This is a genomic window from Nocardioides sp. NPDC051685 (assembly GCF_044453405.1).
GTDB lineage: Bacteria > Actinomycetota > Actinomycetes > Propionibacteriales > Nocardioidaceae > Nocardioides.
Genome location: NZ_JBITCR010000005.1, coordinates 388,331 through 404,044 on the forward strand (window position 1 = coordinate 388,331; position 15,714 = coordinate 404,044).

Consider the following 15,714-nt stretch of genomic DNA (forward strand, 5'->3'; position numbering starts at 1 on the left):
GGCCAGACCTGGGGATGTTCAACGTTCACGCGCCGCGTGTCCCGCGTGGTTACGGGCTCTGCGGGGCCTCGAGGAGCCGCCACCCCTCGGCTTGCGTACGTTCGCGCCAGAAGTCGAGGTAGCGGCCGCCGTGTGCCAGCAGCTCGGCGTGGGAGCCGCGCTCGACGATCCGGCCCCCGTCGAGGACGACGATCTGGTCGGCGGCGACGACGGTCTGGAGACGGTGGGCGATGACGATGACCGTGCGGTCCGCCGAGAGCGCGGTGAGCGCCTCCTGGACCGCGGCCTCGTTCTCGGCGTCGAGGGCGGCGGTGGCCTCGTCGAGGAGCACGACGGGGGCGTCCTTCAGCAGGGCGCGGGCGATCGAGACCCGCTGCTTCTCGCCGCCGGAGAGCGTGGAGCCGGCCTCGCCGATCCGGGTCTGCCAGCCGTGCGGGAGCCGCTCGACGATGTCGTCGACGCGGGCCAGCCGCGCGGCCTCCCTCAGTTCCTCGTCGGTGGCGTCGGGCCGCGACATCATCACGTTGTCCCGCAGGGTGCCCTCGAAGAGGTAGACGTCCTGAAAGACGATCGAGACGCGCCGCATCAGCGCCTCGGTCCCCAGGTCGCGTACGTCGACCCCACCGAGCATCACCGAGCCCGCCGTCACGTCGTGGAACCGGGCGACCAGACGCAGCAGGGTGCTCTTCCCGGAGCCGGAGGGCCCGACCACGGCGGTAAGCGAGCGCGGCGCCGCGGTGAGGGAGACCTGGTCGAGCACCCGGGTGCTGTGCTCACAGGAGCTGGCGTCGTAGGAGAAGGCCACGTCGCGCAGCTCGATGCCGCTGTCGGCCGGCTCACCAGGGGTGGCCGGCTCGGGGAGCGGTTCGAGGGCCAGCACGTCGAGGACACGTCGCAACGACCCCTCGGCGATCCGCAGGGCGCTGGAGAGCTCGCCGTAGTCGATGAGCGACTCCACGAACCGCACGGTGAGGACGAGGAGCCCGATCGCCGTGGCCGGGTCGAGGGTGCCGCCGAGACTGAGATGGACGGCCAGCGCGATCACCACGGTGAGCAGCGCCTGGATGGAGAGCAGCTGGATCCCCAGGCCGCCGAACCCGGTGACCAGCAGCCGTCGGGAGGCCCGCTTCTGCTCGCGCAGCGCGTCCTCGACCAGCTCGTTGCCGTGGACGGTGCGCCCGAAGACCCGTAGCGCCGGCTGGTTGAGCGCGAACTCGACCACGCGCGCCGAGCCCTCCGCCATCGCGGCGTCGTAGGCGCCCTCGCCACGGCCCACGATCACCGCGAGGAGCCGGGTGGTTGCCAGCACGGCCACGACGCCGACGAGGAGCGCGAGCGCCAGGCGCCACTCCAGGAACGCCATCGCGACCACCACCGTGACCGGGCTGACCACGGCGGCGATCAGCGGCCGCAGCAGATGCCCCGGCACCGAGGCGATGTCGGTCGCGCCCTTGGACGCCATCCGGGAGAGCTGCCCGGTGCGGTCCTGGTCGTACCAGCCCAGCGGCAGCCGCACGGTGTGGTCGCCGAGCCGGGCCAGGGTGATGTCGAGCAGGTCGCAGGCCAGGTCGTAGCCGTCCAGGTTGCCGACGGTCAGGGCTACGTGATGGGCCACGAAGAGGCCGGCGAGCACACCCAGCCAGGTGGTCGCGGCGTCCCAGTCCTGGCGCAGCGCGGCGTCCAGGACCGGGACGACACAGGCGAACGCCAGACCCTGGAGCACCCCGGTGGTGACGAACATCGCGACCACCCGGGCGAGCTGGCGCCGGTGCGGGTGATCGACGAGGTCGGCGAGCAGACGGACGATGGTGATCATGCCGCCGCCTCCGTAGCGCAAGCGCGAGAGTACGGAAGCGGCGGCCTGATGCCTGTTGTCGCTCGCTGACGCTCGCTCATGCCGCCGCCTCCGTAGCGCAAGCGCGAGAGAACGGAAGCGGCGGCCTGATGCCTGTTGTCGCTCGCTGACGCTCGCTCATGCCGCCGCCTCCGTAGCGCAAGCGCGAGAGTACGGAAGCGGCGGCCTAATGCCTGTTGTCGCTCGCTGACGCTCGCTCATGCCGGCTCCTCCTGGGCCCAGCCGCCCGCCGGGTGGGCGCGCTGGTCGGCGGCCCAGAGCCGCGCGTAGCGCCCGCCCCGGGCGAGGAGCTCTTCGTGGGTGCCGCGCTCGGCGACCCGGCCCTCGTCGAGGACGACGATCTGGTCGGCCGCGGTGACCGTGGAGAGGCGGTGGGCGATCACCAGCAGCGTACGTCCGGCGACGAGGCGTGACAGCGCCCGCTGGACGAGCGCCTCCGACTCGGGGTCCGCGGCCGCGGTGGCCTCATCGAGCACCAGGATCGGGGTGTCGGAGAGGAGGGCGCGGGCGATCGCGACCCGCTGCCGCTCGCCGCCCGAGAGCTGGCCGTCCTCACCGACCACCGAGTCATAGCCCCGCGGGAGCTCGTCGATGCGGCCGGCGATCTGCGCCGCCTCCGCCGCGCGGCGTACGTCCTCGTCGGCCGCTTCCGGATGGGCGAGCCGGATGTTGTCCCGGATCGAGGTACGCAGCAGCCCGGTGTCCTGGAAGACGAAGGAGACCTGCTCGTAGAGCTGAGCGCTGGTCATCTCCTGCAGGTCGGTCCCGGCGATGGTGATCCGGCCCGCGGTGGGGTCGGCGAAGCGCGGCAGCAGCTTGGCCAGCGTCGACTTGCCCGAGCCGGAGTGGCCGACGAGCGCGGTCACGGTGCCCGGCTCGAGGACCAGGTCGATGTCGTGGAGGACCGGCGGCGCGCCGGGGGAGTAGGCGAAGGAGACTGCGTACATCTCGACGCGGGACGACGCCGGGACCGGCGAAGGGGAAGACGGCTGCGGCAGCTCCGGTTCGGCGAGCAGCCGCTGGATCCGCCGGGAGGCCTCGGTCGCCTCGCGCAGCTCGCGCGCGGCGTAGCCGGCGACGGTGACCGGCGCGGTCATCGCCAGCCCGAGGACGAGGAACGGCACCAGGTCAGGACCGGTGACCCAGCCCGCCCGGAGCATCCAGACACCGGCGCCGAGGACGAGCACCAGGGTCAGCGCCGGCGTCAGCGCGAGCTCCATCAGCAGCATCCCGAGGGCCGAGTGGCGCATCCAGGCCCGGTTGAACCCGCCGAACCGGGTGGCGACCTCGGCCAGCCGCCGGTGGGCCTGGCCGGTCGCGCCGAACGTCTTGATCTCCGCGATGCCGCCGGTGTTCTCGACGGTCGCCGCGGCGAGCTCGGCCAGCCCGGCGTCGTAGTCGCGGTAGAGCGCACCGGCGCCCCGCATCGAGATCCGGAACCCGACCAGCCCGAGCGCGAGCGGCACCAGGGTGACCAGGGCGAGCGGCGGGGAGACCACGAACAGATAGACCGCGACGACGACAGGAAGCGTGATCGCCGCGGTGAGCTCCATGACCGAGTGGGCGACGAGGTGGTGCAGCGCGGCGACGTCGTCCTGCACCGCCTTCTTGACCGTGCCGGAGTTGCGCTCGGTGAACCACGCCAGCGGCACCCGGCCGAGCCGGGCGACCAGCAGCCGCCGCAGATGGATCGAGAGGTCGAGGTCGGCGACGTGGGAGAGCCAGGAGGATCCCAGCACCGTCGCCAGCCGCACCAGCAGCGCTGCGAGGCTCAGCCAGACCACGAGCCAGGCGCGACCGGCATCGGCGGATGCACCGGAGGGCAGCAGGATCCGGGCGAGCTCGACGATCCCGACGAGCGGCACCAGCCCGGCGACGGTCGAGACGACCATCAGCAGCAGGCTGCCGACCAGCCTTCCCCGGACAGGACGAAGCGTCTGGAGGAGGGGAGAAGCGGGCAAATCAGGGGTCCTGCCGAGATCGAGGGGTTGCGACGTACGAGATCCGGAGGTCAGCCGCCGTGGGCGGTCGGGGCGAGAAGACGCTCGAGCTCGTCCTCCTTCTCGGTGGGCACGACGAAGAGGAGCTCGTCGCCCTGCTCGAGAGGCTGCTCGGGGGTGGGTACGTAGACCTGACCGTCGCGAAGGAGCGTGACCAGCGCGCAGTTCTCCGGGAACGGCACCAGCCCGGTGGGCTGGCCGACGTAGGGCGAGTCGGCGGGCAGGGTGATCTCGACCAGGTTGGCCTGGCCCTGCCGGAAGGTGAACAGCCGCACCAGGTCACCGACGGTGACGGCCTCCTCGACCAGCGCGGACATGATCCGCGGGGTGGAGACGTTGACGTCGACGCCCCAGGCCTCGGTGAAGAGCCACTCGTTGTTGGGGTGGTTGACCCGGCCCACGGTGCGCGGCACGCCGAACTCGGTCTTGGCCAGCAGCGAGCAGACCAGGTTGGCCTTGTCGTCACCGGTCGCCGCGATCACCACGTCGCAGTTGTCGAGCCTGGCCTCCTCCAGGGAGGAGAGCTCGCACGCGTCGGCGAGCAGCCACTCCGCGTCGGCGACCCGCTCGGGCTTGATCGAGCCCGGGTTCTTGTCGATGAGGAGCACCTCGTGGCCGTTGGTGATCAGCTCGCTGGCGATGGACCGGCCGACGGCCCCGGCTCCGGCGATAGCAACTCTCATCGTCAATCTTCCTCGGGGCCGTTCTTGATCGTCTTGTACGCCTGCGCGGTGTTCTCCTCGCGCATCACGATGTGGAGCACGTCGCCCTCCTGGATCACGCTCTCGCGGACCGGGATGATGCCCTCGCCGAGCCGGTCGATCCAGGCGATGCGGCTGCCGGACTGGCGCTGGAACTTGATGGTGCGCTGGCCCACCCAGGACTCCGGCATGATCACCTGGTCGATGCGGATGTTGCCCGACATGTCACGGAAGTCGGGCTCGGCGCCGGCGGGGAGGAGGCGGCGGAGCACCTGGTCGGCGGTCCACTTCACGGTCGCGACGGTGCTGATCCCGAGGCGCTGGTAGACCTCGGCGCGGCCGGGGTCGTAGATGCGGGCCACGACCTGCTGGATGCCGAACTCCTCGCGCGCCACCCGGGCGGAGATGATGTTGGAGTTGTCGCCGCTGGAGACCGCCGCGAAGGCCTCGGCGCGCTTGATCCCGGCCTTGAGCAGGACCTCGCGGTCGAAACCCATCCCGGCGACCTTATCGCCGTTGAAGCTCGGCCCGAGCCGTCGGAACGCCTCCGGGTTCTGGTCGATGACCGACACCGTGTGGTTGCGGTCCTCGAGGCCCCTGGCCAGGGTCGAGCCGACGCGGCCACAGCCCATGATCACTACGTGCACCGTGTCATGATTGCATTCGCCCGGCCCGTGCGTCGCCTACGCCCTCCAAAGTGGCGTGTTCGGGCGCGCGCGGTGATCCGGAAGCGCGCGGATCTCGCGATGTGCCGTAGCGTCTGCGGTTGTGGGTGTCGGTGATGTCTCCAAGCGAATCCTGATCGGTCGCAAGCTTCGAAGCTCTCAGCTGGGCGAGACGCTGCTGCCGAAGCGTATTGCGCTACCGGTTTTCGCCAGCGACGCGCTCTCGTCGGTGGCCTACGCGCCCGACGAGGTCTTCATCATGCTCTCGGTCGCCGGGGCCTCGGCGTACGTGTGGTCCTGGAAGATCGCGCTGGTCGTCGTCTGCGTGATGATCGCGGTGATCGCCTCCTACCGGCAGACGGTGCACGCCTATCCCTCGGGCGGCGGCGACTACGAGGTGGCGACGGTCAACCTGGGCGCCAAGGCCGGTACGACGGTGGCCAGCGCCCTGCTCGTCGACTACGTCCTGACGGTGGCGGTGTCCATCTCCTCGGGTGCCAACTACGCCGCGAGCGCCATCCCCGTCCTACGCGGGCACGAGGTCGTCATCGCCGTCACGCTCGTCGTCCTGCTCGCCGCCATGAACCTGCGCGGGATCCGGGAGGCCGGCTCCGCCTTCGCGGTGCCGACCTACCTCTTCATGCTGGCGATCGCGGCCATGGCCGTCACCGGCTTCATCCGGCTTGCGATGGGCGACCTGCCCCAGGTGGAGAGCGCGAGGTACGAGATCGCCCCCGAGCCCGGGATGGCCGAGCCGCTGGGAGCGCTCGCGCTGGCCTTCCTGCTCGCCCGCGCCTTCTCCTCCGGCTCCGCGGCACTGACCGGTGTGGAGGCGATCTCCAACGGCGTACCGGCCTTCCGGAAGCCCAAGTCGAAGAACGCCGCCACGACGCTCGGCTTCCTCGGGCTGATCGCGATCACGATGATGCTGAGCGTGATCATCCTGGCCAACCTGATGGGGATCAAGCTGGTCGACCCGGGGGAGCAGCACCGGCTGCTGCTCGACGGGGTGCCGCTGAACGACGCCCACGACCAGGACGCGGCCATCGCCCAGGTCGCCCACGCCGTCTTCGACTTCTTCCCGCCGATGTTCTACGTCGTGGTCGCGGTGACCGGGCTGATCCTGGTCCTGGCCGCGAACACGGCCTTCAACGGGTTCCCGGTGCTCGGCTCGATCCTGGCCAAGGACGGCTACGCACCTCGGGCGCTGGGCGCGCGCGGCGACCGGCTGGCCTACTCCAACGGCATCGGGTTCCTGGCGATCATGGCGATCGTGCTGATCGTCGCCTTCGAGGCAGAGACGACACGGCTGATCCAGCTCTACATCGTCGGCGTCTTCGTCTCCTTCAACCTCAGCCAGCTCGGGATGATCCGTCACTGGACCCGCGAGCTGACGACCGAGCGCGACCCGCTGGTGCGGCGCCGGATGGTCCGCTCGCGGGTGATCAACACGGTCGGGCTCTGCTTCACCGCGGCGGTGCTGGTCATCGTGCTGATCACGAAGTTCCTCGCCGGCGCGTGGATCACGATCCTGGCGATGCTGGTCTTCTACCTGGGGATGCGCGGCATCCGGCGCCACTACGACAACGTGGCCCGCGAGCTGGCCGCCGACGAGCAGGACAAGGTCATGCCGACCCGGGTCCACGCGATCGTCCTGGTCTCCAAGCTCCACAAGCCCACCTTGCGTGCGCTCGCCTTCGCCCAGGCGACGCGCCCCAACGCGCTCGAGGCGGTGACCGTCTCGACCACCGACTCCGACACCGCCGAGCTGCTCAAGCAGTGGGACGAGCGCAACCTGCCGATGCCGCTGAAGGTGCTCCACTCGCCCTACCGCGAGCTGATCCGCCCCGTCGTCGAGTACGCCTCGGCCATCCGCGACGCCAACCCGCGTGGCGTCGTGGCCGTCTACATCCCCGAGTACGTCGTGGGCCGCTGGTGGGAGCAGTTCCTCCACAACCAGACCGCGCTGCGGCTCAAGGGCCGGCTGCTCTTCACCCCGGGCGTCATGGTCATCTCGGTGCCCTACCAGCTCGCCTCCGGCAAGGAGCGCGCCGAGGAGCTGCGCGAGGAATACTGGCTCGCGCCGGGCCTGCGCCGCGGAAGCGGCCGGCGATGAGCCGTCCCCGGCGATCCGCGCCGCTGCGCGGGCGGCGGCCCCGTCCGAAGGCGTCCAAGGGCGAGTCGTACGTCGGGCGGCGCTTCGAGGTCGAGGTCGGCCCGGTCGCGCACGGCGGTCACTTCGTGGCGCGGGTGCCCTTCGAGGATGCTTCCCGCGTGGTCTTCGTACGCCACGCCCTGCCCGGTGAGCGCGTGATCATCGAGATCACCGAGGGAACCGCCGGTGACCGGTTCTGGCGCGGGGACGCGGTCTCGGTGGTCTCGGCAGCACCGGAACGGGTCGTTCCGCCCTGCCCCTACGCCGGCCCGGGCCTGTGTGGCGGCTGCGACTTCCAGCACGTCTCGGTGCCCGCTCAGCGCGAGCTGAAGGCGACGGTGGTGCGCGAGCAGCTGGTCCGTCTGGGTGGCCTGTCCGCCGAGGACCCGCTGGTCGCCGACCTGGTCGTCGAAGCCGCCCCCGGCGACGAGGACGGGCTGCGCTGGCGGACTCGTCAGCGCTACACCACCGCCCCGGGCGGCGGCCGAGGCATGCGGAAGTACCGCTCCCACGACGTCATCCCCGTCGACGACTGCCTGATCGCCACCGTCGACGCCCGTGAGCCGGGCGCGGGGACGGTCGTCGAGACGGTGGAGGTCGGGGGAGCGGAGCATTCGTTCGAGGTGTCCGCCGACGGCTTCTGGCAGGTCCACCCGGGCGCGCCCGCGGCCTTGGTCTCGGCGGTGCTGTCCGCGCTCGCGCCGGCCCCGGGCGAGAGCGTCCTGGACCTCTACGCCGGCGTCGGTCTCTTCTCCGCCTTCCTCGCCGACCGGGTCGGTCCCACCGGCCGCGTCGTCGCCGTCGAGGGCGACCCGACCGCCTCCGCGCTCTCGGTCGGCAACGTCCCCACCGCCGAGGTCACCGCCGGCGACGTCGCCACCGTCCTGGGCCGTCTCGAGGAGGGCCCCTTCGACCTCGTCGTCCTCGACCCGCCCCGCGAGGGCGCCCGCCGTCCGGTCGTCGAGGCCGTCGTCGCCCGTTCGCCTCGCAAGGTCGCCTACGTCGCCTGCGACCCCGCCGCGCTGGCTCGTGACGTGGCCATCTTCGCCGAGCACGGCTACCGGCTGCGTACGGTGCGTGCCTTCGACCTGTTCCCGATGACGCATCACGTCGAGGCGGTCGCCCTGCTGGAGCGGGCCGGATCCCGCTAGTCGGCTCTCACACGCCTGGTGTCGTAGGCCCACATCGCGATCTCGACACGGTTGCGGGCGCCCAGCTTGGTCATCAAGGACGCGACGTGGGTCTTGACCGTGCTCAGCCCGACGAAGAGCTCGGTGGCGATCTCGGCGTTGGTCCGGCCCCGCGCCACCAGGGCGAGCACCTCCTCCTCGCGCTCGGTGAGCGGGTCGACGGGCTGGACCGGCGCTGCCGGCGCCTGGTCGGCGAAGGTCGCCAGCAGCCGGCGGGTGACGTTGGGCGCGATCAGGGCGTCCCCGGCGGCCGCCGCGTGGATGGCCTGCGCGAGGAGGGCCGGCCCGGCGTCCTTGAGCAGGAAGCCGCGGGCGCCGGCGCGGAGGGCGCCGAGGACGTACTCATCGAGGTCGAAGGTGGTGATCACGACCACCGCCATCGGGTCAGCGACCTCTGGCCCGGCCAGCCGCCGGGTCACCTCGACGCCATCGAGCCCGGGCATCCGGATGTCGACGAGGAGGACATCGGGACGCAGCCGGGTCGCCAGGTCGAGCGCGGCGAGCCCGTCTGCGGCCTCTCCCACGACCTCGATTCCGGGTTGCGCGCCGAGGATCATCACCAGCCCGGTCCGTACCAGATCCTGATCGTCGGCCACGACGACACGGATGCTCATGCCGACGCCTCCACCGGCAGCACGGCCTCGACGACCCAGCCACCCTCGGGACCCGGCCCCGCGGAGAGCGATCCGCCGAGGAGCTGGGCGCGTTCGGCCATGCCCAGCAGGCCGAACCCGGGCGCCGGGACCGGCCCCGGCGCGGCCTGTCCGTCGTCGCTGACCGTCAGCCTCACGGCGCCGCCCTCCCGGCGTACGTCGATCCCGACTCGGGTCGCGCTCCGGGCATGCCGTACGGCATTGGTCAGCGACTCCTGAGCGAGCCGGTAGAGCGCGGCGTCCACGGGTCGTGCGAGCGGGCTCAACGAACCGGTCAGCGAGACCTCGACGGTGGGCGTCGTGTCGGTGCGCGCGAGCTCATGCAGGTCCGCCACGCCCAGCTGCGGTGAGTAGGCGACGGCCTCCTCCTCACGCAGCACCCGCACCATGGCTCTCATCTCCGCCAGCGTTCGTGTCGCTTCGGACTCGATCGCAGCCAGGACCTCGGCAGCCTTCTCAGGCGCGATGCCGGCGACCACGCTGCCGGCCTGTGCCTGCACCGCGATGGCCGAGACGTGGTGGGCCACGGTGTCGTGCAGCTCGCGGGCCAGCGCGACCCGCTCCTGATTGCGGATCTCGCGCCGTTGGCGATGCCAGAGGTCCGCGCGGTAGCGGAACACCGCTGCCAGGGCGACGATCAGCAGCAGGAGGACGCTCCCGCCGAAGAGATCGGCCCAGCCCGCGGAGGAGGCGTACATCCCCAGCGCGACGACGACGGTCACGAACGCCGCCCCGGCGACCATCTCCCGCCCCGATCCCCACCGCGCCAGGGAGTAGAGCAGGATCAGGTCGGCCATCATCGAGTAGAGGCCGAGGTCGTCGGAGTGCACAGCCACCTGGAGGACCGAGAGCAGCCCGGCGACGCCCCACCCGATCAGAGCCGCGATCAGTGGGCGGTCCCGTCGCCAGAGCAGGGCAGGCACCAGCGCCAGGGCCAGCACCGTGACCAGGGGCCGCCACACCAAGCCCGGCCGGACGATGCCCTCGACCACGGCGGCGGCCGCGAACACGCCCACCAGCAGCCAGTCGAGGCGACCGACCGGCGGGGCGTCGCCGGGCCGCGGCTCGTGCCAGATGGAGCGCCGGATAGGTGTCACGGCTCCAGCGTAGGGATCGGCGCGCCTCGGCGTACCGGCCGAAAGTACGAGAGACAGATCATGCCATCGGTCAGGTGAGCTCCAACCTCCGGGCGGAGGTGCCCACCGCCGGACCCGGCGATCGTGGACCCACCGATCCTCAGCACACGAACGGAGCCCATGATGAGCACACCCCGACCCACCACCACACTGGACGACCGGCCGATCCCGGTGAGAGCCAAGCTCGCCGCGGCATGGACCAGCTTCATGTTCCTCTACGCCTACGTGGACATCCTCAACTTCTTCACACCGGGCGTCGTCGAAGACATCCTCGACGGCAGGGTCTTCGAGTTCGACCTCTCCCAGACCTTCTCGACCGCGGCGCTGATCCTCGTGGCCATCCCGATCCTCATGGTCGTGCTGTCGACGACGCTGCCCGCCCGTGCTGCCCGCAACACCAACCTCGTCGTGGCCTCGCTCTACGTTCCCGTCACGGTGTTCAACATCGTGGGCGCGTCCTGGCTGTACTTCTACGGCCTCGGCATCGTGCTGGAGCTGACCCTTCTCGCGATCATCGTGCGGTGCGCTTTGACCTGGCCCCGCACCGCCTCCTGACGCGCCGAGGCAGAGCCCGAAGCAAGACGGCCCAGCCGATATCGGTTGCGCGTCACGGCCATCGGCGTTGAGATGCTGCCGTGAGCGACGACCTGTGGGGCACCGACCGGCTCGATCTGACGGCATACCTGGACCGGATCGGGGTCGCCGAGCCACCCGGCCCGTCCAGGGAGGCGCTCGAGGAGATCTACGACGCGCACCTGCGTGCCTTCACCTTCGACAACATCGATGTGCTGCTCGACCAGCATCCCGGCGTCGACCTGCCCGACGTGCAGGCGAAGTTCGCGGGCCGGGGGAGAGGCGGCTACTGCTTCGAGCACGGCACGCTGCTCGCGGCGGTGCTGGACCGGCTCGGCTTCGCCGTCGAGCGGCGGCTGGCACGGGTCGGTCCCGACCCGACCGCGGCCGGACGTACGCATCTGGTGGTCGTTGTCGACCTCGACGGCGAGCGGCTGCTGGCCGATCCCGGGTTCGGGCTGAGCGTGTGGCGGCCGATCCCGCTGGTCGACGGCGCGGTCGACGAGGTCCGGGGCATCCGGCACCGGGTGCGGTGGGGCGAGCACGGCTGGGCGCTGGAGCGGGCCAAGGACGACGGGTGGGAGCTGATGCACACCCACGACGAGGCGCTGGTCGTGCCCAGCGACGTCGCGCTCGGCCACCACTACACCAGCACCTTCCCGACGGTGCACTTCCGGCACCGGCTGATCACGACCAAGCTCCTCCGGGACCGACACCTCAGCCTCACCCACAACACCGTCACCATCCGTCGCGAGGGCGAGGAGACCGAGCACCGCGAGATCGGGCTCGACGAGGTGATGGGCTACCTCGAGGAGCTCGAGGTGCCGCTCACCGACGACGAGCGGGACCGCCTGCGCGAGCGGCTGAAGGCTCTCGACTAGCGCTCGTCGACGATGATCTGCAGCGCCATCGTCGGGTCGTCGGAGAGGTCGGTGATCAGCTGCCGGCGATCCAGGACGGCCTCGTCGAGGTGAGGGCCGAGGGTGCCCAGCAGCTCACCGGTCGTCGTGGGCGGCATCGCGTTGAGCACGCGTGGACCGCGCCGGCCGGAGTAGGGGACCACTCGAGCCAGCGCACCGGCCACCGACCGGGTGGCCTCGGCGAACGGGGCCGTGATCGGGTCGGTGATCGGACCGAGCCAGTCGGCGGCACGTTCCGCCTCGGCACGGGAGGTGCGCGCCTTGAGGTCCCCGAGGCGTACGTCCTCCAGGGCCTGCTCCAGGCGACGCTGCTCGGCGAAGGCGAGGCCGACGACGACGGCGGAGCCGAGAGCGGCGATCAGCGTGAGGCTAGCGACCAGCATGGACCTTGACCTCGGCCACGACGCCCTCGTCGGCGAGCCGTTCACGCAGCGACTCGGCGGCCTGGTCGTAGACCATCTTCGAGAGCAGCGCCGGGCGCACCTTGTGCAGCATCGTCGCGGCCTTGGTCTGTGCGGAGGCCAGCTCGAGGGGGTTGAGGATGCGGATGCTCAGCAGCCGGTCCTCGGGCGGGAGCTCGGCGTAGGCGGTGCGCGGGGCCGAGAGGTCGGCCTGCTCCAGGCGCCACAGCAGACCGATGGTCTCGGCACGCAGCGCCTTGTTGGCGCGCCGCAGGCGCCAGGCGACAGCGCCGGCGGCCAGGGCGATCACCAGCGCCACGACGGCGATCAGGGTGCTCAAGGCTCTCCTCGTATCACTTCGTGCCCGACGAGTTGCGGCCCGACGGGTGGCCCGGTCGGACCAATCATGGAGCATCCGAGGATCGCTGTCAGCGGCGGTCGTCACAACACGGCGCGCCGGGTGATTCGAATTGTCGTTCGACATCATGTATCTTGATATCAAGAGATCGGCGGCGAGTCTGCCGCAAAAGGTTAGGTGAGCCTTTGTTTTCCCGGCGTAGGTAGCCGGGGCAGGATGGGCCTCAAAGACTTGAGAACGTACGTCACTGTGGACGCGAGCAAGGAGATGAACGCGTTGGCCAGCAAGGACAGCTTCGGTGCCAAGAGCACCCTGGACGTGGACGGTAAGTCCTATGAGATCTTCCGCCTGGATGCGGTCAAGGGTGAGGGCCTCGACGTCGCGTCGCTGCCCTTCTCGCTGAAGGTGCTGCTGGAGAACCTCCTGCGCACCGAGGACGGCGCGAACATCACCGCCGACGACATCAAGGCGCTGGCGGGCTGGGACGAGACCGCCGAGCCCGACAAGGAGATCCAGTACACGCCGGCGCGCGTGATCATGCAGGACTTCACCGGCGTGCCGTGCATCGTCGACCTGGCGACGCTGCGTGAGGCCGCGGCCGAGCTCGGCGGCGACCCGACCAAGATCAACCCGCTCTCGCCCGCCGAGATGGTCATCGACCACTCCGTGATCGCCGAGGTCTTCGGCACCCCGGAGGCCTTCGAGCGCAACGTCGAGATCGAGTACGAGCGCAACCGCGAGCGCTACCAGTTCCTGCGCTGGGGCCAGACCGCCTTCGAGGACTTCAAGGTCGTCCCGCCGGGCACCGGCATCGTCCACCAGGTCAACATCGAGCACCTCGCCCGCACCGTCTTCACCCGTGAGGTCGACGGCGAGCTGCAGGCCTACCCCGACACCTGCGTCGGCACCGACTCCCACACCACCATGGTCAACGGCCTGGGCGTCCTCGGCTTCGGCGTCGGCGGCATCGAGGCCGAGGCCGCGCTGCTGGGCCAGCCGGTCTCCATGCTGATCCCGCGCGTCGTCGGCTTCAAGCTCCACGGCGACCTGCCCGAGGGCTCGACCGCCACCGACCTGGTGCTCACCATCACCGAGATGCTGCGCAAGCACGGTGTGGTCGGCAAGTTCGTCGAGTTCTACGGCGCCGGCGTGACCGCGCTGCCGCTGGCCAACCGCGCCACCATCGGCAACATGTCGCCCGAGTTCGGCTCCACCATCGCGATCTTCCCGGTCGACGAGGAGACCATCAACTACCTCAAGCTCACCGGCCGCTCCGAGGAGCAGCTGGCGCTGGTGGAGAAGTACGCCAAGGAGCAGGGCCTCTGGCACGACCCGGCCGCCGAGCCGCGCTTCTCGGAGAAGCTCGAGCTCGACCTCTCCACGGTCGTCCCCTCGATCGCCGGCCCGAAGCGCCCGCAGGACCGCGTCTCGCTCACCGACGCCAAGACCTCCTTCGAGGGTCACCTGCCGACGTACACCTCCAAGGCGACCGACGCGAAGATCCCGGTCACCCTGGCCGACGGTCAGCAGTTCGAGCTGGAGAACGGCGCGGTCACGATCGCCTCGATCACCTCCTGCACCAACACCTCCAACCCGTCGGTCATGATCGGCGCGGCGCTGCTGGCCAAGAAGGCCGTCGAGAAGGGCCTGACCCGCAAGCCGTGGGTCAAGACCACCCTCGCGCCGGGCTCGAAGGTCGTCACCGACTACTACGACAAGTCGGGCCTCACGCCCTACCTGGAGAAGGTCGGCTTCAACCTGGTCGGCTACGGCTGCGTGACCTGCATTGGCAACTCGGGCCCGATCATCCCCGAGGTCTCCGCCGCGGTGAACGAGCACGACCTCGCCGTCGTCTCGGTCCTCTCCGGCAACCGCAACTTCGAGGGTCGCATCAACCCCGACGTGAAGATGAACTACCTCGCGTCGCCGCCGCTGGTCATCGCCTACGCCCTGGCCGGCAACATGAACCTGAACCTGTTCGAGGACCCGCTGGGCCAGGACCAGGACGGCAACGACGTCTTCCTCAAGGACATCTGGCCGACCCCGGCCGAGGTCGAGGAGACCATCGCCACCGCGATCTCCTCGGACATGTTCACCAAGGACTACGCCGACGTCTTCGCGGGCGACGAGCGCTGGAAGAACCTGCCGACCCCGACCGGTGACACCTTCACCTGGGACGAGGAGTCGACCTACGTCCGCAAGGCTCCCTACTTCGACGGCATGGCCAAGACTCCGTCGCCGGTCACCGACATCGAGGGTGCCCGCGTGCTGCTGAAGCTGGGCGACTCGGTCACCACCGACCACATCAGCCCCGCGGGCAACATCAAGAAGGACTCGCCTGCCGGCAAGTACCTCATCGAGCACGGTGTCGAGCAGCGTGACTTCAACTCCTACGGCTCGCGCCGAGGCAACCACGAGATCATGATCCGCGGCACCTTCGCCAACATCCGGATCAAGAACCAGGTCGCCCCGGGCACCGAGGGTGGTTACACCCGCGACTTCACCCAGCCCGACGCTCCGGTCAGCTTCATCTACGACGCGGCGCAGAACTACGCCGCGGCCGGCACCCCGCTGGTCGTCCTCGGCGGCAAGGAGTACGGTTCGGGCTCCTCGCGCGACTGGGCCGCCAAGGGCACGTCGCTGCTGGGCGTCAAGGCCGTCATCACCGAGTCGTTCGAGCGTATCCACCGCTCCAACCTGATCGGTATGGGTGTCATCCCGCTGCAGTTCCCGAAGGGCCAGAACGCCGACAGCCTCGGCCTGACCGGTGAGGAGACCTTCTCGATCTCCGGCATCACCGCGCTCAACGAGGGCGTCACCCCGAAGACGGTCAAGGTCACCACCGACACCGGTGTCGAGTTCGACGCGGTCGTCCGCATCGACACCCCCGGTGAGGCCAACTACTACCGCAACGGCGGCATCCTGCAGTACGTCCTGCGCAGCCTGGTCAACGCCTGAGCCGACTGAGAACGGCCCGCCACCCGCAAGGGTGGCGGGCCGTTCGCGCATCTGCCGGTACGACGGGGAGTTCTGCAGGGGTTACCCGCGCGTAGCCCCTGCAAAACTCCCCGACGTACCTGACGGTGGTAGAGGCTGTGGATAACTTC

The 15,714-nt window shown here is 70.2% G+C and carries 13 protein-coding genes; 5 read left to right on the forward strand and 8 right to left on the reverse strand.

All coding sequences use genetic code 11. The features are described from left to right. Window positions 1–49: 49 nt before the first annotated feature. The 4 genes from ACIA03_RS17360 to ACIA03_RS17375 form a co-directional block, all read right to left on the reverse strand. Window positions 50–1,816 (reverse strand): ABC transporter ATP-binding protein, encoded by a 1,767-nt coding sequence (locus ACIA03_RS17360; protein WP_396984630.1) that lies wholly within the window; start codon window positions 1,814–1,816, stop codon window positions 50–52. A gap of 236 nt (window positions 1,817–2,052) precedes the next feature. Beyond that, window positions 2,053–3,747 carry an ABC transporter ATP-binding protein gene (locus ACIA03_RS17365; protein ID WP_396984632.1) on the reverse strand — a complete coding sequence of 565 codons (1,695 nt, stop codon included), beginning with the start codon at window positions 3,745–3,747 and terminating at the stop codon, window positions 2,053–2,055. Window positions 3,748–3,866: 119 nt separating this feature from the next. After that, entirely contained in the window at window positions 3,867–4,538 is a 672-nt protein-coding gene (locus ACIA03_RS17370) for a potassium channel family protein (RefSeq protein ID WP_396984634.1), read from the reverse strand. Window positions 4,539–4,540: 2 nt separating this feature from the next. Next, complete coding sequence (locus ACIA03_RS17375) at window positions 4,541–5,203, reverse strand: potassium channel family protein (protein ID WP_396984636.1); 663 nt, start codon at window positions 5,201–5,203, stop codon at window positions 4,541–4,543. A gap of 121 nt (window positions 5,204–5,324) precedes the next feature. Between ACIA03_RS17375 and ACIA03_RS17380 the strand changes: the two genes are divergently transcribed. Next, window positions 5,325–7,337 (forward strand): APC family permease, encoded by a 2,013-nt coding sequence (locus tag ACIA03_RS17380; protein WP_396984637.1) that lies wholly within the window; start codon window positions 5,325–5,327, stop codon window positions 7,335–7,337. Next, window positions 7,334–8,527, forward strand: coding sequence for a class I SAM-dependent RNA methyltransferase (locus ACIA03_RS17385; protein WP_396984639.1), 1,194 nt, complete (start codon window positions 7,334–7,336; stop codon window positions 8,525–8,527). Before ACIA03_RS17380 ends, ACIA03_RS17385 begins: the two co-directional genes overlap by 4 nt. On the opposite strand, the gene ACIA03_RS17390 is transcribed toward ACIA03_RS17385, so the two are convergent. Both ACIA03_RS17390 and ACIA03_RS17395 read right to left on the reverse strand, forming a co-directional pair. Further along, on the reverse strand, window positions 8,524–9,180 hold the full coding sequence (locus ACIA03_RS17390; RefSeq protein WP_396984641.1) for a response regulator: 657 nt from the start codon (window positions 9,178–9,180) through the stop codon (window positions 8,524–8,526). The two genes, ACIA03_RS17385 and ACIA03_RS17390, sit on opposite strands and share 4 nt — an antisense overlap. After that, window positions 9,177–10,316, reverse strand: coding sequence for a sensor histidine kinase (locus tag ACIA03_RS17395; protein WP_396984643.1), 1,140 nt, complete (start codon window positions 10,314–10,316; stop codon window positions 9,177–9,179). Before ACIA03_RS17395 ends, ACIA03_RS17390 begins: the two co-directional genes overlap by 4 nt. 162 nt (window positions 10,317–10,478) lie before the next feature. Between ACIA03_RS17395 and ACIA03_RS17400 the strand changes: the two genes are divergently transcribed. Together ACIA03_RS17400 and ACIA03_RS17405 are read left to right on the forward strand one after the other, a co-directional pair. After that, entirely contained in the window at window positions 10,479–10,910 is a 432-nt protein-coding gene (locus tag ACIA03_RS17400) for a DUF6326 family protein (RefSeq protein WP_396984646.1), read from the forward strand. 80 nt (window positions 10,911–10,990) lie between these two features. Further along, complete coding sequence (locus ACIA03_RS17405; protein WP_396984648.1) at window positions 10,991–11,809, forward strand: arylamine N-acetyltransferase; 819 nt, start codon at window positions 10,991–10,993, stop codon at window positions 11,807–11,809. Here the strand turns inward: ACIA03_RS17405 and ACIA03_RS17410 are convergent. Together ACIA03_RS17410 and ACIA03_RS17415 are read right to left on the reverse strand one after the other, a co-directional pair. Continuing rightward, window positions 11,806–12,231, reverse strand: a complete 426-nt coding sequence (locus tag ACIA03_RS17410) for a hypothetical protein (protein WP_396984650.1) — start codon at window positions 12,229–12,231, stop codon at window positions 11,806–11,808. The two genes, ACIA03_RS17405 and ACIA03_RS17410, sit on opposite strands and share 4 nt — an antisense overlap. Continuing rightward, on the reverse strand, window positions 12,218–12,589 hold the full coding sequence (locus ACIA03_RS17415) for a hypothetical protein (protein WP_396984652.1): 372 nt from the start codon (window positions 12,587–12,589) through the stop codon (window positions 12,218–12,220). The genes ACIA03_RS17410 and ACIA03_RS17415 overlap by 14 nt, the downstream gene beginning before the upstream one ends. Before the next feature lie 285 nt (window positions 12,590–12,874). Here ACIA03_RS17415 and acnA point away from each other — a divergent pair, with 285 nt between their 5' ends. Next, window positions 12,875–15,565 carry an aconitate hydratase AcnA gene (acnA, locus tag ACIA03_RS17420; RefSeq protein WP_396984923.1) on the forward strand — a complete coding sequence of 897 codons (2,691 nt, stop codon included), beginning with the start codon at window positions 12,875–12,877 and terminating at the stop codon, window positions 15,563–15,565. The last annotated feature ends 149 nt before the right edge of the window (window positions 15,566–15,714 follow it).